The sequence below is a fragment of the Cupriavidus sp. 05L310 genome (assembly GCF_056398185.1).
This window is the reverse complement of sequence record NZ_JBFTOX010000018.1, coordinates 80,180-99,928: the sequence shown is the minus strand read 5'-3', so window position 1 is coordinate 99,928 and position 19,749 is coordinate 80,180. Positions and strand designations below refer to the sequence as shown.

Sequence of the window (19,749 nt, the reverse complement as noted above, 5' to 3'; positions counted from 1 at the left end):
CATGGTTGAACTCGAGATCGACGGCAAGAAGGTTGAGGTTGCTGAAGGCAGCCTGGTGATGGAAGCCGCCCGCCAGCTGGGCACCTACATCCCGCACTTCTGCTACCACCGTAAATTGTCCATCGCGGCTAACTGCCGCATGTGCCTGGTTGAGGTTGAGAAAGCGCCCAAGGCGCTGCCGGCCTGCGCCACGCCCGTTACCCCTGGCATGAAGGTCTTCACCAATTCGGAGAAGGCGGTCAAGGCGCAGAAGTCGGTGATGGAATTCCTGCTGATCAACCACCCGCTGGATTGCCCGATCTGCGATCAGGGCGGCGAGTGCCAGCTGCAGGATCTGGCCGTGGGCTACGGCGCATCGGAATCGCGCTACAAGGAAGAAAAGCGCGTCGTCTTCCACAAGAACGTTGGCCCGCTGATCTCCATGGAAGAGATGAGCCGCTGCATCCACTGCACCCGCTGCGTGCGCTTTGGCCAGGAAGTGGCCGGCGTGATGGAGCTGGGCATGCTGGGCCGCGGCGAGCACTCCGAGATCACGACCTTCGTCGGCCAGACCGTGGATTCGGAACTGTCCGGCAACATGATCGACCTGTGCCCGGTCGGCGCGCTGACCAGCAAGCCGTTCCGCTACTCGGCCCGTACCTGGGAACTGGCTCGCCGCAAGTCGGTGTCGCCGCACGATGGCCTGGGCGCGAACCTGGTGGTACAGACCAAGAACCAGCGCGTAATGCGCGTGCTGCCGCTGGACAACGAAGCCGTCAACGAATGCTGGCTGTCCGACAAGGACCGCTTCTCGTACGAAGGCCTGAACAGCGCCGACCGTCTCACCAAGCCCCTGCTCAAGCAAGGTGGCGAGTGGATGGAAACGGACTGGCAGACCGCGCTGGAATACGTGGCCAATGGCCTCGCCAGCATCAAGCGCGACCATGGCGCCGACCAGATCGCCGCGCTGGCCAGCCCGCACAGCACGCTGGAAGAACTCCACCTGCTGGGTAAGCTGGTGCGTGGACTGGGCAGCGACAACGTTGACTTCCGCCAGCGCCAGACCGACTTCTCGGCCGCCATCAAGGGCGCGCCGTGGCTGGGCCTGCCGATTGCCGACGTCTCCGCGCTGCAGCGCGTACTGGTGATCGGTTCATCTCTGCGCAAGGATCACCCGCTGCTGGCCGCGCGTCTGCGCCAGGCCGGCAAGAAGGGCGCCCGCGTGGCAGTGCTCGGCGCCAGCGCCGATGACCTGCTGATGCCGCTGGCCGCACGCATCGACGCTGCACCGTCCGGCTGGACCGCAGCCCTGGCCGGCGTGGCCCGTGCCGTCGCCGCCGCCAAGGGCGTGGCCGCTCCGGCGGGCACCGATGGTTTCGACGGCGACGACAAGTCCAGGCTGGTAGCCGATGCGCTGCTGTCGGGCGAGCGCCGCGCCGTGTTCCTCGGCAACGAGGCCGTGCGTCACCCGCAATTCGCCGCGCTGCACGCGCTGGCACAGTGGATCGCCACCGAAACCGGCGCCACGCTGGGCTTCCTGACCGAAGCCGCGAACACGGTCGGCGGCCATATCGCAGGTGCGCTGCCGCAGAAGGGCGGCGCCAACGCGCAGGCCATGTTCGACACGCCGCGCCGCGCCTACGTGCTGCTGAACACGGAACCCGAGTTCGACGCTGCCAACCCGCGTCAGGCCCTGGCCGCGCTGGCCCAGGCCGGTACCGTGGTGGTGCTGTCGCCGTTCCGCTCGGAAGCCGCGCTGCAATATGCTGACGTGATCCTGCCGGTGACCCCGTTCACCGAAACCGCGGGTACGTTCGTGAACTGCGAAGGCCTGCCGCAAAGCTTCAACGGTGTCGTCCGTGCGCTGGGCGATTCGCGTCCGGCCTGGAAGGTGCTGCGCGTGCTGGGCAACCTGCTCGACGCGCCTGGTTTCGACTACGAGACTGCCGAAAGCGTGCGCGACGAAGTGCTGGCCAAGCCGGTCGCTCCGCAACTGAACAACGGCACCGACGCGGCCATCCGCGTGAGCGCCGCCGCGGGCGGCATCGAGCGCATCGCCGATGTGCCGATCTACCACGCGGACCCGATCGTGCGCCGTGCCGATTCGCTGCAACTGACCGCAGCCGCGCGCCGCGCCATGCAAGCCGGCCTGTCGGCCGACTTGTTCGCCTCGCTGGGCGTGCAGGCGGGCGACCCGGTGCGCGTGACGCAAGGGCAGGGCAGCGTGGTGCTGCCGGCCGCCCTGGAAGCCGCGTTGCCTGCCGGCACCGTGCGCGTGTCCGCCGGCACCGTTGCCGCGACCAGCCTGGGCGCCATGTTCGGTACCGTCACCGTAGAGAAAGCCATCGACCTGGCCGCCGCCGCGAAGGGCGCGGCCGAGCCGGCGGCCACGGCATAAGAAGAGCGAGAAAGAAACATGATCGACTGGATTACCTCGCAAGGACAGAATCTCTTCGGCGGCGCCTGGACGCCGCTGTGGATCCTGATTCGCGCCGTGGTCATTGTGGTGCCGCTGCTGTTGTGCGTGGCCTACCTGATCCTCTGGGAGCGCAAGCTGATCGGCTGGATGCACGTGCGTATCGGCCCGAACCGGGTCGGCCCGCTGGGCCTGCTGCAGCCGATCGCCGACGTGCTCAAGCTGCTGCTCAAGGAAGTGATGATGCCCACGCAGGTCAGCCGGGGCATGTACCTGGTTGCCCCGCTGATGGTGCTGATGCCCGCCGTGGCGATCTGGGCGGTGATTCCGTTCCAGGCCGAGGTGGTGATGGCCAACGTCAACGCCGGCCTGCTGTACGTGATGGCGATCAGCTCGGTTGGCGTGTACGGCGTGATCCTGGCAGGCTGGGCCTCCAACTCCAAGTACGCCTTCATCGGCGCCATGCGCGCCGCGGCGCAGATGGTGTCGTATGAAATCGCCATGGGCTTTGCCCTGGTGACTGTGCTGATGGTGTCGGGCAGCCTGAACCTGTCGGCCATCGTCAACTCGCAGAACACCGGCTACTTCGCCAACATGGGGATCAACGTACTGTCGTGGAACTGGCTGCCGCTGCTGCCCATGTTCGGCGTGTACTTCATCTCCGGCGTGGCCGAAACCAACCGCCACCCGTTTGACGTGGTCGAAGGCGAATCGGAAATCGTGGCCGGCCACATGATCGAATACTCGGGCATGGGCTTCGCGCTGTTCTTCCTGGCCGAGTACATCAACATGATCGTCATCTCCACGATGACCGCGCTGATGTTCCTGGGCGGCTGGGCGCCCCCGTTCGAGAGCTTCATCACGAACGCGGTGCCGGGTTTCTTCTGGCTGCTGATCAAAGTATTTTTGCTGCTGTCGGTGTTTATCTGGATCCGCGCTTCGTTCCCGCGTTACCGCTATGACCAGATCATGCGCCTGGGCTGGAAGATCTTCATCCCGCTGACGGTGGGCTGGCTGGTCATCGTGGCGATCTGGATCCGGTCGCCCTGGAATATCTGGCATTGAACGGCCAAAGCAGGGGCGCAGCCGCATTTGGCGGCGCCCCGTGGAATCATTAGGAAGCAATCGTCATGCTGCTCGCCATCAAGGACTTCTTCAACAGCCTGCTCCTGAAGGAACTCTTCAAGGGCATGGCCCTGACCGGGCGTTATCTCTTCGCGCGCAAGATCACAGTCCAGTTCCCGGAAGAGAAAACGCCGATGTCGCCGCGTTTCCGGGGTCTGCACGCGCTGCGCCGCTACCCGAACGGCGAAGAGCGCTGCATCGCCTGCAAGCTGTGCGAAGCGGTTTGCCCGGCACTGGCCATCACCATCGAGTCCGATGCACGCGTCGACGGTACGCGCCGCACCACGCGCTATGACATCGACCTGACCAAGTGCATTTTCTGCGGTTTCTGCGAGGAAGCCTGCCCGGTCGACGCCATCGTCGAGACGCATATTCTCGAATACCACGGCGAGAAGCGCGGCGACTTGTACTTCACCAAGGACATGCTGCTGGCCGTGGGCGACCGCTACGAGCCGCAGATTGCCGCGGCGAAGGCCGCGGACGCCAAGTACCGTTAATACGGCGCGATACAGGGCGCGTCCGCCGATTCTGGCGGACGTTGCCAACGAATAGTGAATCGGGCCCCGTGTGGGGCCAACGAAAAGGATGCCGCAAGGGCAGGCCACCAGGGGTGGCTTGTGCCAGAAGGCTCGACGAGGACCATGGAACTCACGACCACCATCTTCTATGTCTTTGCGCTGGTGCTGGTGCTCTCCGCACTGAAAGTCATCACCGCGAAGAACCCGGTGCACTCCGCACTGTTCCTCGTGCTGTCGTTTTTTACGGCAGCCGCGATCTGGATGCTGCTGAAGGCCGAATTCCTCGCCATCCTGCTGGTGCTGGTGTACGTGGGCGCGGTGATGGTGCTGTTCCTGTTCGTGGTGATGATGATCGATATCGATATCGAGCACCTGCGACGGGACTTCTGGACCTATGTCCCGATGGCTTCGGTGGTTGGCGCGCTGATCATCGCCGAGATGGCCACCGTGCTGGTGCGCAACTTCATCGGCACGACCACGCCGCTGAACAACGTCGTGCACGGCCCGGACTACTCCAACACCGCCGAGCTCGGCAAGCTGATCTACACCGACTACATCTACGCCTTCGAAGTGGCCGGCATCATCCTGCTGGTGGCGATCATCGCCGCCGTTGCGCTGACGCTGCGCCGCCGCAAGGACAACAAGTCGCAAGACGTGGGCGAGCAACTGCGTACCCGCCGCCAGGACCGCGTGCGCCTGGTCTCGATGCCCAGCGAAGCCCGTGCCGGCACCCAAGCCAGCCCGGATGCCGCGGCTGCCGCCAACAAGAACTAAAGCCCGGAGAAACGCTGTGCTCTCTCTCGCCCATTTCCTCGTGCTCGGTGCGATCCTGTTCGCCATCAGCATCGTTGGTATTTTCCTGAACCGCAAGAACGTCATCGTGCTGTTGATGGCGATCGAACTGATGCTGCTTGCGGTCAATATGAACTTCGTCGCCTTCTCGCACTATCTGGGCGACCTGGCAGGACAGGTTTTCGTTTTCTTTATCCTCACGGTGGCTGCGGCCGAATCGGCAATCGGCCTTGCAATTCTGGTCGTGCTGTTCCGCAACCTGGACACGATCAACGTGGACGACATGGACACCCTCAAGGGCTGATCCGAGTTTCTACGTTATGAACCAAGACCGTTCTCCGACCGCACACCACTAAGCGTCCTATGGCAACCACGCTCGACCCCAACCTGCTACTGGCGATTCCGCTCGCACCGCTCGCCGGTGCAGCGATCGCCGGCCTGTTCGGCACCAAGTTCTTCAGCACGTTCTCCTCGGAGACGCGCGCCGGCCGCACGCTGGCCCACACCGTGACGATCCTCGGTGTGGCGATCTCCTGCCTGCTGTCGATCATCGTGCTGATGGACGTCCTTGACGGCGCGAGCTTCAATGCCACCGTGTACGAGTGGATGACGATCGGCAGCCTCAAGATGGAAGTGGGCTTCCTGGTCGACTCGCTGACCGCGATGATGATGGTGGTGGTGACCTTCGTCTCGCTGATGGTGCACATCTACACCGTCGGCTACATGAGCGAAGACCCCGGCTACAACCGCTTCTTCGCCTACATCTCGCTGTTCACCTTCTCGATGCTGATGCTGGTGATGAGCAACAACTTCCTGCAGCTGTTCTTCGGCTGGGAAGCCGTGGGTCTGGTGTCGTACCTGCTGATCGGCTTCTGGTACACCCGCCCGACCGCCATTTTCGCCAACCTCAAGGCGTTCCTGGTCAACCGCGTGGGTGACTTCGGCTTTATCCTCGGCATCGGCCTGCTGCTGGCCTACAGCGGCAGCATGAACTACACCGAAGTGTTCGCCGCGCGCGACCAGCTCGCCACGGTGATCTTCCCGGGCACCGACTGGATGATGATCACGGTTGCCTGCATCTGCCTGTTTATCGGCGCGATGGGCAAGTCGGCCCAGTTCCCGCTGCACGTGTGGCTGCCGGACTCGATGGAAGGCCCGACCCCGATCTCCGCGCTGATTCACGCCGCCACCATGGTGACGGCCGGCATTTTCATGGTCGCGCGCATGTCGCCGCTGTTCGAGCTGTCGGACACCGCGCTGTCCTTCGTGCTGGTGATCGGCGCCATTACCGCGCTGTTCATGGGCTTCCTGGGCATGATCCAGAACGACATCAAGCGCGTGGTGGCGTACTCCACGCTGTCGCAGCTCGGCTACATGACGGTCGCGCTGGGCGCCTCGGCCTACTCGGTGGCCGTGTTCCACCTGATGACCCACGCGTTTTTCAAGGCACTGCTGTTCCTTGCGGCCGGCTCGGTCATCATCGGCCTGCACCATGACCAGGACATCCGCAACATGGGCGGCCTGCGCAAGTACATGCCGATTACCTGGATCACGTCGCTGGTGGGTTCGCTGGCGCTGATCGGCACGCCGTTCTTCGCGGGCTTCTACTCCAAGGACTCGATTATCGAGGCGGTGGCCGAATCGCATATCGCTGGCTCGGGCTTCGCTTACTTCGCGGTGCTGTCCAGCGTGTTCGTCACGGCGTTCTATTCCTTCCGCCTGTACTTCCTGGTGTTCCACGGGGAAGAACGCTTCGGCAAGGAAGATCACCACGCGCATCACGCGGGCAATCATGATGACGAGGAAGCGACCTCGGACCATCATCATGGCCTGGCTCCGGGCGAGAAGCCGCACGAGTCGCCGTGGGTTGTCACGCTGCCCCTGGTGCTGCTGGCGATTCCGTCGGTCGTGATCGGTGCCCTTACGATCAAGCCGATGCTGTTCGGCGACTTCTTCAAGCACGGCGTGGCCTTCAAGGACGTGATCTTCGTCGGCGAGAACCACCACGCCATGGAAGAGCTGGCCCAAGGCTTCCACGGCTGGGTGGAGATGGCGCTGCACTCGGTGACTACGCCGGTGTTGTGGCTGGCGATTGCCGGCGTGGTGCTGTCCTGGTTCTTCTACATGAAGCGCCCGGATATCCCCGCGGCCATCAAGCAGCGCTGCTCGGGCTTGTACACGCTGATGGACAACAAGTACTACATGGACGCAATCAACGAGGCTGTGTTCGCCCGCGGTGCCCGTCTGCTTGGCACCGGCCTGTGGAAGGGCGGCGACCAGGGCCTGATCGACGGCCTCGTGGTCAACGGCGCCGCACGTGTGGTGGGCTGGTTCGCGTCGGTGAGCCGTTACCTGCAATCCGGCTACATCTATCACTACGCATTCGCCATGATCCTGGGCATGCTGATCCTGCTGACGATGACGGTGTTCGGCACCTCGTTCGCCACGGTGAGCGCCAAGTAAGGAAAACAAGAAAATGGTTCTGTCTTTCGCTATCTGGCTGCCGATCTTTTTTGGCTTGCTGGTCCTTGCCTCGGGTTCCGACCGTAGCCCCGGCTACGTCCGCTGGATGTCGCTGTTCGGCTCCATCGCCAGCTTCCTCGTTACGCTGCCGCTGGTATTCCACTTCGACCGTTCCACGGCTGCCATGCAGTTCGTCGAGAAGTCGGAGTGGATCGAACGCTTCAACATCAACTACCACCTGGGTGTCGACGGCATCTCGATGTGGTTCGTGGTGCTGACCGCCTTCATCACGGTGATCGTGGTGATCTCCGCCTGGGAAGTGATCACCGAGCGCGTGGCCGAGTACATGGCCTCGTTCCTGATCCTGTCGGGCCTGATGGTCGGCGTGTTCTGCGCGCTCAACGGCATGCTGTTCTACGTGTTCTTCGAGGCCACGCTGATCCCGATGTACATCATCATCGGCGTCTGGGGTGGCCCGAACCGTGTGTACGCGGCCTTCAAGTTCTTCCTCTACACGCTGCTTGGCTCGCTGCTGACGCTGGTTGCGCTGCTGTATCTGTACAGCAAGACCGGTACCTTCGACATCCTCGAATGGCACCAGGCCAAGCTGTCGATGAGCGAGCAGACCGCGCTGTTCATTGCCTTCTTCCTGGCGTTTGCGGTCAAGGTGCCGATGTGGCCGGTCCACACCTGGCTGCCGGACGCCCACGTGGAAGCGCCAACCGGCGGCTCGGTGGTGCTGGCCGCCATCATGCTGAAGCTGGGCGCCTACGGTTTCCTGCGTTTCTCGCTGCCGATCGCACCGGATGCCAGCCATAGCATGGCCGCCTTCATCATCACGATCTCGCTGGTCGCGGTGATCTACATCGGCCTGGTCGCGCTGGTGCAGGCCGACATGAAGAAGCTGGTGGCGTACTCGTCGATCGCCCACATGGGCTTCGTCACGCTGGGTTTCTTCATCTTCAACGAGATCGGCATCGAGGGCGGCATCATCCAGATGATCTCCCACGGCTTTATCTCGGGCGCCATGTTCCTTTGCATCGGCGTGCTGTATGACCGCGTGCACTCGCGCCAGATCGCCGATTACGGCGGTGTGGTGAACACCATGCCGAAGTTCGCGGCGCTGTCGGTGTTCTTCGCCATGGCCAACTGCGGCCTGCCGGCTACCTCGGGTTTCGTCGGCGAGTTCATGGTGATCCTGGGCGCGGTCAAGTTCAACTTCTGGATTGGCCTGCTGGCCGCCACCGCGTTGATCCTGGGCGCCGCCTACTCGCTGTGGATGGTCAAGCGCGTGATCTTTGGCGACGTGGTGCACAAGCACGTGGCCGAACTGGTCGACCTGAACAAGCGCGAGTTCCTCATGCTTGGCCTGCTGGCGATCATGACGCTCTATATGGGCCTGTATCCGAAACCCTTCACCGATGTGATGCACGCTTCCGTGGTGAACCTGCTGTCGCACGTGGCGCAGTCGAAGCTGTAATCGGGGAGAGAAACAAACATGCAACCGTCCTCGACATTGGCACCTGTGGCGCCAATCATTTTCCTGGCGATCGCCATCGCCGCGGTCAACTGGATCGACCTTGCCCGGGGCAAGGGCCGCTCCAGCGTGGCCTATCCGCTGTCGCTACTCACCACGCTCGTGCTGACCGTCTGGTTTGGCCTGAACGCGGCCGCCGGCGACACGCACTACGCCTTCGCCAACCTGGTGGTGGTGGACCCGATGGCCAATGTGCTGTCGGCCTTCGCCTCCGGCGCGCTGTTCGTCACGCTGGTCTATACGCGTAGCTACCTGGCTGACCGCGACATGTACAGCGGCGAGTTCTACATGCTCGCGCTGTTCACGCTCGGCGGCCAGATCGTGATGATCACCGGCAACAACTTCCTGACCCTGTACCTGGGCCTGGAACTGCTGTCGCTGGCGTCCTACGCGCTGGTGGCCCTGCGCCGCGACAACCGCGTGACGTCCGAATCGGCCATCAAGTACTTCGTGCTGGGCGCGCTGGCGTCGGGTTTCCTGCTGTATGGCATGTCCATGCTCTATGGTGCGACCGGTTCGCTGAACCTTGGCGAAGTGTTCCGTGTCGTGGAGTCGGGCCGGGTCAACACCACCATGCTGGCATTCGGCGTGGTCTTCCTGGTGGCGGGCATTGCATTCAAGATGGGCGCGGCGCCGTTCCATATGTGGATTCCGGACATCTACCAGGGCTCGCCGACCGCGGTGACGCTGCTGATCGCCGGTGCGCCGAAGCTGGCAGCCTTCGCCATGGCGCTGCGCCTGCTGGTGGAAGGCCTGTTGCCGCTGGCGGTGGATTGGCAAGTGATGCTGACTGTACTGGCCGTGGCCTCGCTGGCCATCGGCAACCTGACCGCCATCGTGCAGACCAACCTGAAGCGGATGCTGGCGTATTCCACCATCTCGCACATGGGCTTCCTGCTGCTGGGCATGCTGTCCGGCGTGGCTGACGGCAAGGCCGATGGCGCGGCCAGCGCCTACGGTTCGTCGATGTTCTACGCGGTGACCTACGTGATCACCACCCTGGGCACTTTCGGCATCGTCCTGCTGCGCGCCGGCAAGGATTTCGAAGCCGAGACGCTGGACGACCTCAAGGGCCTGTCGCGCAAGAATCCCTGGTACGCGCTGCTGATGCTGGTGATGATGTTCTCGCTGGCTGGCATTCCGCCGACCATGGGCTTCTACGCGAAGCTGGCCGTGCTCGAGGCCGTGGTCCATAGCGGCATGACCTGGCTGGCCGTGGTGGCGGTGCTGTTCTCGCTGATCGGCGCGTTCTACTATCTGCGTGTGGTCAAGCTGATGTATTTCGATGCGCCGGCCGACGAGCGCAAGCTGGAATCGAGCTTCGGCCTGCGTTCGATGCTGACCCTGAACGGCGCGGTCATCATTGCCCTGGGCCTGTTCCCGGCAGCGCTGATGAACCTGTGCTACCAGGCCATCCGCGCCACGCTGGCGTCCTGATGCGCGACGGCGGCGTAGCGATATGAGTTCATCGACGGCGGGCTGGTTTGTCATCTTGCTGGCATTGGTTTGTGCCAACCTGCCGTTTGTCAACCAGCGATTGTTCGCGCTGATCCCGCTGCGCTTTGTCAAAAAGCCGCTGTGGATCAGGGCGGGCGAATTGTTTGCCTGGTATGTGGGGGCCGGTCTGGCCGGCTTCGCCGTGGAGGCTGGGCTGGGCAACGCCTTCCCGCAAGGCTGGCAGTTCTACGCCATCACCGGTTGCATGATGCTGGTGTTCGCCTTCCCGGGCTTCACTTGGCAGTATCTCGTCAAACATCGCGCGGCCTGAGGCCGGGTAGCGAAGGCGCCCGGGCCGGCCGCGTCCGGACCCGGAGCTTTCATGAGCGACAAGATTGACATGCTGGACGCCGGTGCTATCGCCGCTGGCGACGATCAGGGCCTGAAAGAAACCTGCGTGGCGTCCGCCACGCTGCACACAGGCAAATTCCTCACGCTCAAGCAGGACATCGTCAAGCTGCCCGACGGCAAGCATGCCGGGCGCGAATACGTACTGCATCCTGGCGCGGTGATGATGATTCCGCTATTCGACGATGGGACTGTGCTGTTGGAGCGGCAGTATCGCTATCCCGTTGGTGAAGTGATGCTTGAGTTTCCTGCTGGCAAGCTGGACCCCCAGGAGGGCGCGCAGCGCTGTGGCGAGCGCGAGTTGCGTGAGGAAACTGGCTATAGCGCGCGGCGTTGGGATTACCTCACTCGGATCCATCCCGTCATTTCCTACTCGACCGAGTTTATCGATATCTTCCTGGCTCGGGACCTGACCGCTGGGCCCGCCCAGCTCGATGAAGGCGAATTCCTCGAGACGTTTATCGTGCCGGCGGGGCAGGTGATCGATTGGGTGCGTTCGGGGCGGATTACCGACGTCAAGACGATCATTGGGGCTTTCTGGTTGGAGAAGGTGGTGTCGGGGATATGGGAGGCGGGGGAGCAGGTGTTGCCGGGGTAAAGGGGGATTGGGCGGGGGCTGGCTGAGGGTGGAGTCATCGGTTTTTGTTCCTTTGGTTTTTTCTTGAGCGGCGATGGCTCTTGCACCCAAGTGCGTACGACATCCCCCTGCGGGGGACGCCGGTCACTCTTCTTTGCCTCGGCAAAGAAGACTAACGAGAAGAAAGCCGACCCTGCCGGGAGCAGAGCAATAAGGCTTTCGAATATCGGTGGTTTCGTCGTACGGCCCGGAGTGCCGGCGGGCTTCTGCCGCTACCAGTTTGAGCGGCCACGAACCTGCCAATTTCCGGGAAGCGTGGTGCGGCCCCGGTAGCAAACATCACTTGCTTCAAGCCGTCTGTCGCTCGCGGAGCGGGCGGCCACGAAGTTGCAGGCGCGCCGGTTCCGTCGTGGGCGCGGTGGCACCGAGTGATATGCCTGAGGCCATCACCACCGCGCCCGCCCCACCACGAAACCATTGGCATGTGATGTGTCGTGGTAGGCCGCGCCGGTAACGGCAGATGTGAGAATGGTCACCGCACACGAGGTCAGGGGCACCACCACGAAACCCATGGGTCATGCTATTGCGATGCCGTACGGGCCGGTAACGGCAGATATCAGCAGAACCATTGGCCATACGACGAAACCAGCGCCCTTCGCACCCGCGATTGCTCTGCCCCCGGCAGGGTCGGCTTTCTTCTCGTTAGTCTTCTTTGCCGAAGCAAAGAAGAGTGACCGGCGTCCCCCGTAGGGGGATGTCGTACGCTGTTGGGTCCAAGGGCCATCACCGCTCAAAGAAACAGCGACCAGCCCCGCAAGATGATGTCGTACGGCTTTCGGGTGCAATAGCCATCGCCGCCCAAAGAAACAGCGCCCCAACGCATCCCACCCCCCATAAGCGTAAAATCCCTCTTTAGCCGTGTGATTGCAGCCATACCTCCTCACCCCCCCGCCCAAGGCTTTCCCACCAAGGGCCCCGTTATGGCCGCAAAAAAATTAGCACGACCGTTCACAAAATTCCGTTTCGCGGATACTATAGCTTTCGACGGGCTGGAAACATCATGAAGGTGCTCGACCTGCGCTGCGCGCAAGACCATCGTTTCGAGGGCTGGTTTGCTTCGGAGGACGATGCGCAATCGCAGATTTCGCAAAATCTCGTCCAATGTCCGGTCTGCGAGGACCATGCCATCACCCGGCTGCCCAGCGCGCCGCGCCTGAATCTTTCGGGAGCGGTCGCCGCGCCGGCTGGCAGGCCAGCCGAGGCGAAAGCCCCGGCGCCGGCAACGCTGCAGTCGCTTTACCTGAAGGCGGTAAAGCAGGTGCTGGCGCAGACCGAGGACGTGGGCGAACGCTTTGCCGAAGAGGCCAGGCGCATGCATTACGACGAAGCGCCGGAACGCGGGATCCGCGGAACGGCTTCGCCGGACGAAGTGCAGGCGCTTGCCGACGAAGGCATCGATACTTTCCAGCTCGTGGTGCCGGATGCGCTCAAGCAGACGGCTCACTGAATAGCGTCCTGTGCCCGAGGCAGTGCTCTTGCCGGCGCATGACGCGCTAGCTAGAACAATTTGCCGGTCTCACACCGGCATCACTGGAGACGGGCATGGATCTCAACTATTCGGCGTCCGACGATGCTTTCCGCGCCGAAGTGCGCGGCTGGCTGGAGGCCAACCTGCCGGCGGAAATCAGCAGCAAGATTCTGAACCACCGCCGCCCCAATCGCGACGATCTGGTGCGCTGGCACAAGCTGCTGGCCGGCCGCGGCTGGTCCGCGCCGCACTGGCCGGTCCAGTACGGCGGTACGGGCTGGAACGCCACGCAACGCCATATCTGGGACGAGGAAAATGCCCGCGTCGGCGCACCCGGCGTGCTGCCCTTCGGCGTGGCCATGGTCGCGCCCGTGATCATGAAGTACGGCAGCGAGGAGCAGAAGTCGTACTACCTCCCGCGCATCCTGGATTGCACCGACTGGTGGTGCCAGGGTTACTCGGAGCCGGGTTCGGGTTCCGACCTCGCATCGCTGAAGACCCGCGCCGAACTGACCTCGGACGGCAAGCACTACATCGTCAACGGCCAGAAGACCTGGACCACGCTCGGCCAGCACGCCGACATGATCTTCTGCCTGGTCCGCACCGATCCCGAAGCCAAGAAGCAAGAGGGCATTTCCTTCCTGCTGATCGACATGAAGACGCCGGGCATCACCGTGCGCCCGATCATCATGCTCGACGAAGAGCATGAGGTGAACGAAGTGTTCTTCGACAACGTCCAGGTGCCGGTGGAAAACCGCGTGGGCGAGGAGAACCGCGGCTGGACCTATGCCAAGTACCTGCTCGGCCATGAGCGCACCGGTATCGCCCGCGTGGGCAACTCCAAGCGCGAACTGGGTTTCCTCAAGCGCGTTGCCAAGCAACAGCAGAAGAACGGCCGCCCGTTGCTGGAAGATCCGCTGTTCGGCGCCAAGGTTGCCGCGCTGGAAATCGAACTGATGGCGCTGGAACTGACCGTGCTGCGCGTGGTGTCGAGCGAGAGCGCCGGCAAGGGCCCCGGCCCCGAGGCCTCGATGCTCAAGATCAAGGGCACGGAAATCCAGCAGATGCTGACCGAACTGATGGTGGAGGCCGTCGGCCCCTATGCCCAGCCGTTCGACACCGCCTACCTGGAATGCGAACACGAGCACGCGGTGACCGGCTATGACGATGCCGCGCCGCTCGCCGCTTACTACTTCAACTATCGCAAGACCTCCATCTACGGCGGGTCCAACGAAATTCAGAAGAACATCATCAGCCAGATGATCCTGGGGCTGTGAGGAGACACGCGATATGAACTTCAATCTCAGCGACGAACAGAAGCAACTGGCTGACGCCGTCCACCGCTTCATCGACAAAGACTACGATTTCGAAACCCGCAAGAAGGGCATCAAGGCCGAAGCCGGCCATAGCGATGCCGCCTGGGGCGCTCTGGTCGAGCTCGGCCTGACCGCGCTGCCGGTGCCTGAAGCGCAGGGCGGCTTCTCGGGCACGCCCGTCGACATGATGGTGGTGATGCAGGAACTGGGCCGCGGCCTGGTGGTCGAGCCGTACTTCGCCACCGTGGTTGCCGCATACGCGCTCAAGCTGGCCGGCGGCCAGGACGCGCTGCTGGAGCAGGTCGCCGCCGGTGAGCTGAAGCTGGCGGTTGCCTTCAATGAGCCGCATGCACGCTATGCGCTCAACGACGTGCGCGTGACGGCCAAGGGCGGCAAGCTCAACGGCCGCAAGGTCGTGACCATTCACGGCGCGCAAGCCGGCAAGCTGGTTGTCTCGGCTCGCACCAGCGGCGCCGATGCCGATACCAATGGCATTTCGCTGTTCCTGGTGGACCCGAAGGCAGCTGGCGTCAGCATCACCGACTACCGCACCATCGACAACCTGCGCGCTGCCGATATCACCTTCAAGGACGCGCCGGGCGAACTGCTGGGCACCGAAGGCGCCGCGTTTGCGCTGATCGAGCAGGCGGCCGACTACGCCGCCGTGCTGCTGTGCTCGGAAGCGGTGGGCGTGATGGATGCGCTCAATGCGGCGACGCTGGAATACGCCAAGACCCGCCAGCAGTTCGGCGTGCCGATCGCGCGTTTCCAGGCGCTGCAGCATCGGATGGTGGAGATGTTCATCCACGCCGAGCAATCGCGCTCGATCACGCTGCTGGCCGCCGCCAAGTTCGACGAGGCCAGCCCGGAAGAACGCCGGCGCTTCGCCTCCGCAGCCAAGGCACGCGTGGGCCAGGCGGCTCGCTCGGTCGGCCAGGAAGCGGTGCAGATCCACGGCGGCATGGGCGTCACCGACGAACTGCCGGCGGCGCATATGTTCAAGCGCCTGACGCTGATCAACACGACCTTCGGGGATGTCGATCATCACCTGGGCCGCTTTGCGACACAGCCCGGTTTCCTGGAAACGGTCTGATCCAGGTTGAGTAAAAGAACCGCGCCGGTTGTTCCAGGCGCGGTTTTTTGTTATGCATTGTCCTCGCTACATGGACATCGCCATAGCTTTCGTTGACGGAGCCATTCATGCCCACCCTCTATTTCGAAGACTTTAGCGTCGGCAGCAAGCGCGATCTGGGGTCCCACCTGGTGACCGAGGAAGAGATCCTCACCTTTGCCCGCCAGTATGATCCGCAGCCCTTCCATATCGACAAGGATGCCGCGCAGAAGAGCATCTACAAGGGCCTGATCTCCAGCGGCTGGATGACCTGCTCGATCATGATGCGCCTGCTGGTGGACAACATGACCAGCAAGGCGGCCAGCATGGGCTCGCCCGGTGTGGACGAAATCCGCTGGCTCAAGCCGGTTTACGCGGGTGACACGCTGAGCGTATCGCTGGTCGTGCTGGATGCGCGCGCCTCGTCGTCCAAGCCCGATCGCGGCGTGGTGCACACCCAGTGGGAAGCCACCAATCAGCGCGGCGAACTGGTCTGCACCGTCAAGGGCATGGGTATGTACGGCCGCCGCCCAGCCTGAAAGCGCTTGCACCGGGGCAGCACGCACCTCGATTGAATCCCGGCCATCCCGGCCATCACAACAACTAGGAGACACCATGCGTACCATCGCTTCGCTCGAAGAACTGGAAAGCCTGCAGGGCCAGGAAGTGGCCGTCAGCGACTGGATTGAAATCACCCAGCAGCAGGTCAACCTGTTCGCCGAAGCCACTGGCGATCATCAATGGATCCATGTCGACGTGGAGCGCGCCCGGCGCGAGTCTCCGTTTGGCGGCCCGGTAGCGCACGGCTTCCTGACCCTGTCGCTGCTGCCGGCCTTCATGCACAACGCGATCGACATGCCGGGCGTCAAGATGGGCGTCAACTATGGCCTGAACCGTGTGCGCTTTACCGCGCCGGTACCGGTGGGCAGCCGCCTGCGCGCCCGCGTGAAGCTGCTGTCGGTGGAGCGACTGGAGCCGCTGCCGAACGCGCCCGCGCTGGTCGGCGCCCAGTCGAACTGGGAAGTCACCGTGGAGCGCGAAGGCAGCGAGCGGCCGGTGTGCGTCGCTGAGTCGATCAGCCGGCGTTATTCGTAATCACTGAAGGCCACCGCCGCAACGGGTGCGCGGCGGCCGCTGCCTGGTGGGGTTTGCCCGCTGAGCGGGGGCCGGGCTCAGGCGGGCGAGCGCGCCGCCGTCATGTCATGCGTGGCCGCCGCCAGGGCCTTGGCCGAGCGCTCGGGATTCAGCCAGCACAGGCCGATCACGCCGGCCACCATCAGCAGCATGGCGTTGATCGTGAATCCCACTTCGAAGCCACCGATCATGCCGTGGCGCTGCACCAGTTGCCCCACCACGGCCGGGGCCAGGATGCCCGCCAGCGTGATCAGCGCCGTGTGGATGGACAGCACGCTCCCGCGCTGGGCCTCCGGTACGATCTGCGCCAGCATCGCCGGCGTCAGCGCGAAGCCCACGGGGGGCAGGCATGCCGCCACGGCAATCAGCAAGGTCTTCGGGACGGGGGCCAGCGTTACCGACGCGATCACCAGGTACACGCAGCCGCCCACCAGCGCGGCGATCGAGATGATCACGCCGCGCGCCAGCCGCGACGACGCGCCGCCGCGCAACATGCGTTGCGACAGCCAGCTAAGGATCAGCGTGACGGGCATGGCCGAGGCCACGATGGCCGCATACCAGCGCCCGGTGGTGACCGGGTCGAAGCCGAGGCCTTTCTCCAGGTAGGCCGGCAGCCAGGTCAGCCCCAGCGCCAGCGCCCAGTACGCGCAGAAGCCGATGGCCAGGCAGGAAAGCACGGTCGGGTCGCGGAAGATGCGGCGATAGGGCAGCCGCACGGGCATGGCCGCGGCGCCGGGGCGCCGGTCGCTCGCCTGCGCCAGCGGCCCCTCGCGTCCCACGCAGAGCCACATCGCACTCCATGCCGCGCCGATGGCGGCGAGGATCATGAAGTTGGCGCGCCATCCCCAATGCATCGTCACCAGCGGGATCAGCAAGCCCGCCAGCAGCAGGCCCGCCGTCGCGCCCTGGTTGACCACCGCCACCGGCAGATTGCGCTTGTGGTCGGGAAACCATTTGAATAACGCATGCACGGAGATCGGGAAGGCCGGGCCCTCGGCCGCGCCAAGCAGCATGCGGCACAAGAGAATGGTCATGGCCGAGGTGGCCAGCGCCAGCGGTATTTGCAGCAGGGCCCACGACAGGCCCATCGCCAGCAGCAGCCAGCGCGTGGCCACGCGATTGGACAGAAATCCCACCAGCACGGTGGACAGCGAAAACAGCCAGAAGAAGCTGCTGGCGATCAGGCCGAACTCCGCCGGCGGCAGCTTCAGGTCCGCCATCAGCGGCACGGCCACCATGCCCAGCACGATCTTGTCGAGGAAGTTGATCAGCGACAGCCAGGTCAGCATCGAGGCCATGGCCCAGGCGCTGCGTGGCTGGTATGACGGAAGTGTGGTCATCGGTTTGCCTGGAGGCGTTGCTGGTTGGGATGGGATGTTCAAAAAGCCGGCTTGATGGTTCCGTTCAATCCAGGTGCTGCGCGATCAGTGCCATAGCGGACGTGCCCGAGCGGGCCGAAGCGCTCGGGGATTTCCGGCTGTGGCAAGCATGCGCTGGACCGGTCCAGGCTTTGGCGCGAAGGAGAAGCGGTGCAGGCGGGAGGGAATGTCGCAGCCGCGGCCCGGACAGGTGTTGTCGCGCCAGGTGCCGCCCACCGTGCCGGCATTCCCGAAGACGACGAAGGTATCGATGCAGGCTTGCCTGAGCCGGATGCCCATGCACATGTCGGCCACACTCGCGCCGATGATGACGATCTGGTTCCCTGGCGCCGCTGACGCGTTCAATGGGTTGTCTCCGTCGTGCTGTTTTCTGCTTGTCTGCGCAATATGCGGCAAGGGCACGGCGCGCAAGCGAACGGCCACCATAGAGCCGATTCGGGATTCGGGCAAGTCACGCCGCAGCATGCGCGCCGGCGGATGCCCCAATCTGATTCAGCCGCTGACGCCGCACTGGCTTGGTGCGTGACGTATCCGCACTATCGTGGTGCGGCATGGCGCGTGGCCGCCGCCGGAGGCTCGCCAGGCGGTGTGTGCAACCATGTATACAAGCTTGTATGCCATGGCATGCTAGTTGCAGAAGGTGTACCCGGGGTGCGTTGTTCCTTATCCAACACGACAATCTGGGAGCTGCAATGAAAAGACGTGACATGCTGAAACTGTCGGCGGTAGCCGCCGCGGCATTCTTCGCAACGGCAGGTGTTAGCCCGCTGGCATTGGCGCAGTCCAAGGAGCCGATCAAGGTCGGTATCCTGCATTCGCTGTCCGGCACCATGGCCATTTCCGAGACGTCGCTCAAGGACGTGGCGTTGATGACGATCGACGAGATCAACAAGAGCGGTGGTGTGCTTGGCCGCAAGCTTGAGCCGGTCGTGGTCGATCCCGCTTCCAACTGGCCGCTGTTCGCCGAGAAGGCGCGCCAGCTGATCACCAAGGACAAGGTTGCCGTCACCTTCGGCTGCTGGACCTCGGTTTCGCGCAAGTCGGTGCTGCCCGTTTATGAAGAGCTGAACTCACTGCTGTTCTACCCGGTGCAGTATGAAGGCGAGGAGATGTCCAAGAACGTCTTCTATACCGGCGCCGCACCCAACCAGCAGGCCATTCCCGCCGTGGAATACCTGATGAGCAAGGAGGGCGGCGGCGCCAAGCGCTTCTTCCTGCTGGGCACCGACTACGTCTACCCGCGCACCACCAACAAGATCCTGCGGGCCTTCCTGAAGAGCAAGGGCGTGGCGGACAAGGATATCGAAGAGGTCTACACGCCGTTTGGCCACAGCGATTACCAGACCATCGTCGCCAATATCAAGAAGTTCTCGCAAGGCGGCAAGACCGCGGTGATCTCCACCATCAACGGCGACTCCAACGTGCCTTTCTACAAGGAACTGGGCAACGCCGGCCTCAAGGCCAAGGACGTGCCGGTGGTGGCGTTCTCTGTCGGCGAGGAAGAGCTGCGCGGCATCGACACCAAGCCGCTGGTGGGCCACCTGGCCGCATGGAACTACTTCATGTCGGTCAAGAACCCGGAAAACGAAGCCTTCAAGAAGCAATGGGCGGCATGGGTCAAGGCCAACAACCTGCCGGGCGGCGACAAGCGCGTGACGAACGACCCGATGGAAGCCACCTACGTGGGCATCCATATGTGGGCGCAAGCCGTGAAGAAGGCCGGCACCACCGATACCGACAAGGTGCGCGCCGCGATGTATGGCCAGACCTTCAAGGCGCCGGACGGCTTCACGTTGACCATGGGCGAGAACCATCACCTGTACAAGCCGGTGATGATCGGCGAGGTCAAGGGCGACGGCCAGTTCACGGTGGTGTGGAAGACGCCGAAGGCAGTGCGCGCGCAGCCGTGGAGCCCGTTCATCGCGGGTAACGAAGGCAAGCCGGACAAGGTGATGTAAGACCGCGGGCGGGCCTGCGTCGAGAAGACCGCGCCCGCAAGCTGTCCGGTGTTTGTTCTCCGCCTTCGGGA

The 19,749-nt window shown here is 63.5% G+C and carries 18 protein-coding genes; 17 read left to right on the top strand and 1 reads right to left on the bottom strand.

Features of this window, described 5'->3' with window-relative positions:
* Position 1 precedes the first annotated feature (1 nt).
* The 15 genes from nuoG (at position 2) to AC1DS6_RS15300 (ending at position 16,302) form a co-directional block, all read left to right on the top strand.
* Complete coding sequence (gene nuoG, locus AC1DS6_RS15370; protein ID WP_441630142.1) at positions 2-2,377, top strand: NADH-quinone oxidoreductase subunit NuoG; 2,376 nt, start codon at positions 2-4, stop codon at positions 2,375-2,377.
* Between the two features lie 18 nt (positions 2,378-2,395).
* Positions 2,396-3,460 (top strand): NADH-quinone oxidoreductase subunit NuoH, encoded by a 1,065-nt coding sequence (gene nuoH / locus AC1DS6_RS15365; RefSeq protein ID WP_006156831.1) that lies wholly within the window; start codon positions 2,396-2,398, stop codon positions 3,458-3,460.
* A gap of 65 nt (positions 3,461-3,525) precedes the next feature.
* On the top strand, positions 3,526-4,017 hold the full coding sequence (gene nuoI / locus AC1DS6_RS15360) for an NADH-quinone oxidoreductase subunit NuoI (RefSeq protein ID WP_017224316.1): 492 nt from the start codon (positions 3,526-3,528) through the stop codon (positions 4,015-4,017).
* 144 nt (positions 4,018-4,161) lie between these two features.
* Positions 4,162-4,812 (top strand): NADH-quinone oxidoreductase subunit J, encoded by a 651-nt coding sequence (locus tag AC1DS6_RS15355; RefSeq protein ID WP_045238145.1) that lies wholly within the window; start codon positions 4,162-4,164, stop codon positions 4,810-4,812.
* Positions 4,813-4,828: 16 nt separating this feature from the next.
* The gene (gene nuoK, locus AC1DS6_RS15350) at positions 4,829-5,134 is read left to right on the top strand and encodes an NADH-quinone oxidoreductase subunit NuoK (protein ID WP_006156828.1); all 306 of its coding nucleotides are present in this window, start codon (positions 4,829-4,831) and stop codon (positions 5,132-5,134) included.
* Positions 5,135-5,193: 59 nt separating this feature from the next.
* Complete coding sequence (gene nuoL / locus AC1DS6_RS15345) at positions 5,194-7,293, top strand: NADH-quinone oxidoreductase subunit L (RefSeq protein ID WP_477102671.1); 2,100 nt, start codon at positions 5,194-5,196, stop codon at positions 7,291-7,293.
* A gap of 13 nt (positions 7,294-7,306) precedes the next feature.
* Positions 7,307-8,773, top strand: a complete 1,467-nt coding sequence (locus AC1DS6_RS15340) for an NADH-quinone oxidoreductase subunit M (protein WP_441630137.1) — start codon at positions 7,307-7,309, stop codon at positions 8,771-8,773.
* A gap of 18 nt (positions 8,774-8,791) precedes the next feature.
* On the top strand, positions 8,792-10,267 hold the full coding sequence (gene nuoN / locus AC1DS6_RS15335) for an NADH-quinone oxidoreductase subunit NuoN (RefSeq protein WP_035868681.1): 1,476 nt from the start codon (positions 8,792-8,794) through the stop codon (positions 10,265-10,267).
* A gap of 22 nt (positions 10,268-10,289) precedes the next feature.
* Positions 10,290-10,598, top strand: coding sequence for a DUF2818 family protein (locus AC1DS6_RS15330; RefSeq protein ID WP_441630135.1), 309 nt, complete (start codon positions 10,290-10,292; stop codon positions 10,596-10,598).
* Between the two features lie 51 nt (positions 10,599-10,649).
* Complete coding sequence (locus AC1DS6_RS15325; RefSeq protein WP_477102670.1) at positions 10,650-11,273, top strand: NUDIX domain-containing protein; 624 nt, start codon at positions 10,650-10,652, stop codon at positions 11,271-11,273.
* A gap of 1,039 nt (positions 11,274-12,312) precedes the next feature.
* On the top strand, positions 12,313-12,759 hold the full coding sequence (locus tag AC1DS6_RS15320; RefSeq protein ID WP_441630131.1) for a DUF1178 family protein: 447 nt from the start codon (positions 12,313-12,315) through the stop codon (positions 12,757-12,759).
* Positions 12,760-12,854: 95 nt separating this feature from the next.
* On the top strand, positions 12,855-14,057 hold the full coding sequence (locus tag AC1DS6_RS15315) for an acyl-CoA dehydrogenase family protein (RefSeq protein WP_035868668.1): 1,203 nt from the start codon (positions 12,855-12,857) through the stop codon (positions 14,055-14,057).
* A gap of 13 nt (positions 14,058-14,070) precedes the next feature.
* A complete protein-coding gene (locus AC1DS6_RS15310) occupies positions 14,071-15,189 on the top strand; it encodes an acyl-CoA dehydrogenase family protein (RefSeq protein WP_276288737.1) in 1,119 nt (372 codons plus the stop codon).
* Positions 15,190-15,296: 107 nt separating this feature from the next.
* Positions 15,297-15,746 (top strand): MaoC family dehydratase, encoded by a 450-nt coding sequence (locus tag AC1DS6_RS15305; protein WP_441630128.1) that lies wholly within the window; start codon positions 15,297-15,299, stop codon positions 15,744-15,746.
* Between the two features lie 76 nt (positions 15,747-15,822).
* Entirely contained in the window at positions 15,823-16,302 is a 480-nt protein-coding gene (locus tag AC1DS6_RS15300; protein WP_035868658.1) for a MaoC family dehydratase, read from the top strand.
* A gap of 77 nt (positions 16,303-16,379) precedes the next feature.
* On the opposite strand, the gene AC1DS6_RS15295 is transcribed toward AC1DS6_RS15300, so the two are convergent.
* A complete protein-coding gene (locus AC1DS6_RS15295) occupies positions 16,380-17,681 on the bottom strand; it encodes an MFS transporter (protein WP_441630125.1) in 1,302 nt (433 codons plus the stop codon).
* Between the two features lie 205 nt (positions 17,682-17,886).
* Between AC1DS6_RS15295 and AC1DS6_RS15290 the strand changes: the two genes are divergently transcribed.
* Together AC1DS6_RS15290 and urtA are read left to right on the top strand one after the other, a co-directional pair.
* Entirely contained in the window at positions 17,887-18,246 is a 360-nt protein-coding gene (locus AC1DS6_RS15290; RefSeq protein WP_441630123.1) for a hypothetical protein, read from the top strand.
* Positions 18,247-18,412: 166 nt separating this feature from the next.
* Positions 18,413-19,678 carry an urea ABC transporter substrate-binding protein gene (gene urtA / locus AC1DS6_RS15285; RefSeq protein WP_441630121.1) on the top strand — a complete coding sequence of 422 codons (1,266 nt, stop codon included), beginning with the start codon at positions 18,413-18,415 and terminating at the stop codon, positions 19,676-19,678.
* Positions 19,679-19,749: the final 71 nt, after the last annotated feature.

Bases quoted from the DNA above. Each gene is read 5' to 3' on its own strand.
- AC1DS6_RS15330 (WP_441630135.1), top strand. From the start codon at position 10,290: ATGAGTTCATCGACGGCGGGCTGGTTTGTCATCTTGCTGGCATTGGTT.
- AC1DS6_RS15325 (WP_477102670.1), top strand. From the start codon at position 10,650: ATGAGCGACAAGATTGACATGCTGGACGCCGGTGCTATCGCCGCTGGC.
- AC1DS6_RS15305 (WP_441630128.1), top strand. From the start codon at position 15,297: ATGCCCACCCTCTATTTCGAAGACTTTAGCGTCGGCAGCAAGCGCGAT.
- AC1DS6_RS15310 (WP_276288737.1), top strand. From the start codon at position 14,071: ATGAACTTCAATCTCAGCGACGAACAGAAGCAACTGGCTGACGCCGTC.
- nuoH (WP_006156831.1), top strand. From the start codon at position 2,396: ATGATCGACTGGATTACCTCGCAAGGACAGAATCTCTTCGGCGGCGCC.
- nuoL (WP_477102671.1), top strand. From the start codon at position 5,194: ATGGCAACCACGCTCGACCCCAACCTGCTACTGGCGATTCCGCTCGCA.
- AC1DS6_RS15320 (WP_441630131.1), top strand. From the start codon at position 12,313: ATGAAGGTGCTCGACCTGCGCTGCGCGCAAGACCATCGTTTCGAGGGC.
- AC1DS6_RS15290 (WP_441630123.1), top strand. From the start codon at position 17,887: ATGTCGCAGCCGCGGCCCGGACAGGTGTTGTCGCGCCAGGTGCCGCCC.
- nuoG (WP_441630142.1), top strand. From the start codon at position 2: ATGGTTGAACTCGAGATCGACGGCAAGAAGGTTGAGGTTGCTGAAGGC.
- AC1DS6_RS15300 (WP_035868658.1), top strand. From the start codon at position 15,823: ATGCGTACCATCGCTTCGCTCGAAGAACTGGAAAGCCTGCAGGGCCAG.
- AC1DS6_RS15295 (WP_441630125.1), bottom strand. From the start codon at position 17,681: ATGACCACACTTCCGTCATACCAGCCACGCAGCGCCTGGGCCATGGCC.
- urtA (WP_441630121.1), top strand. From the start codon at position 18,413: ATGAAAAGACGTGACATGCTGAAACTGTCGGCGGTAGCCGCCGCGGCA.
- AC1DS6_RS15340 (WP_441630137.1), top strand. From the start codon at position 7,307: ATGGTTCTGTCTTTCGCTATCTGGCTGCCGATCTTTTTTGGCTTGCTG.
- nuoN (WP_035868681.1), top strand. From the start codon at position 8,792: ATGCAACCGTCCTCGACATTGGCACCTGTGGCGCCAATCATTTTCCTG.
- AC1DS6_RS15315 (WP_035868668.1), top strand. From the start codon at position 12,855: ATGGATCTCAACTATTCGGCGTCCGACGATGCTTTCCGCGCCGAAGTG.
- AC1DS6_RS15355 (WP_045238145.1), top strand. From the start codon at position 4,162: ATGGAACTCACGACCACCATCTTCTATGTCTTTGCGCTGGTGCTGGTG.
- nuoI (WP_017224316.1), top strand. From the start codon at position 3,526: ATGCTGCTCGCCATCAAGGACTTCTTCAACAGCCTGCTCCTGAAGGAA.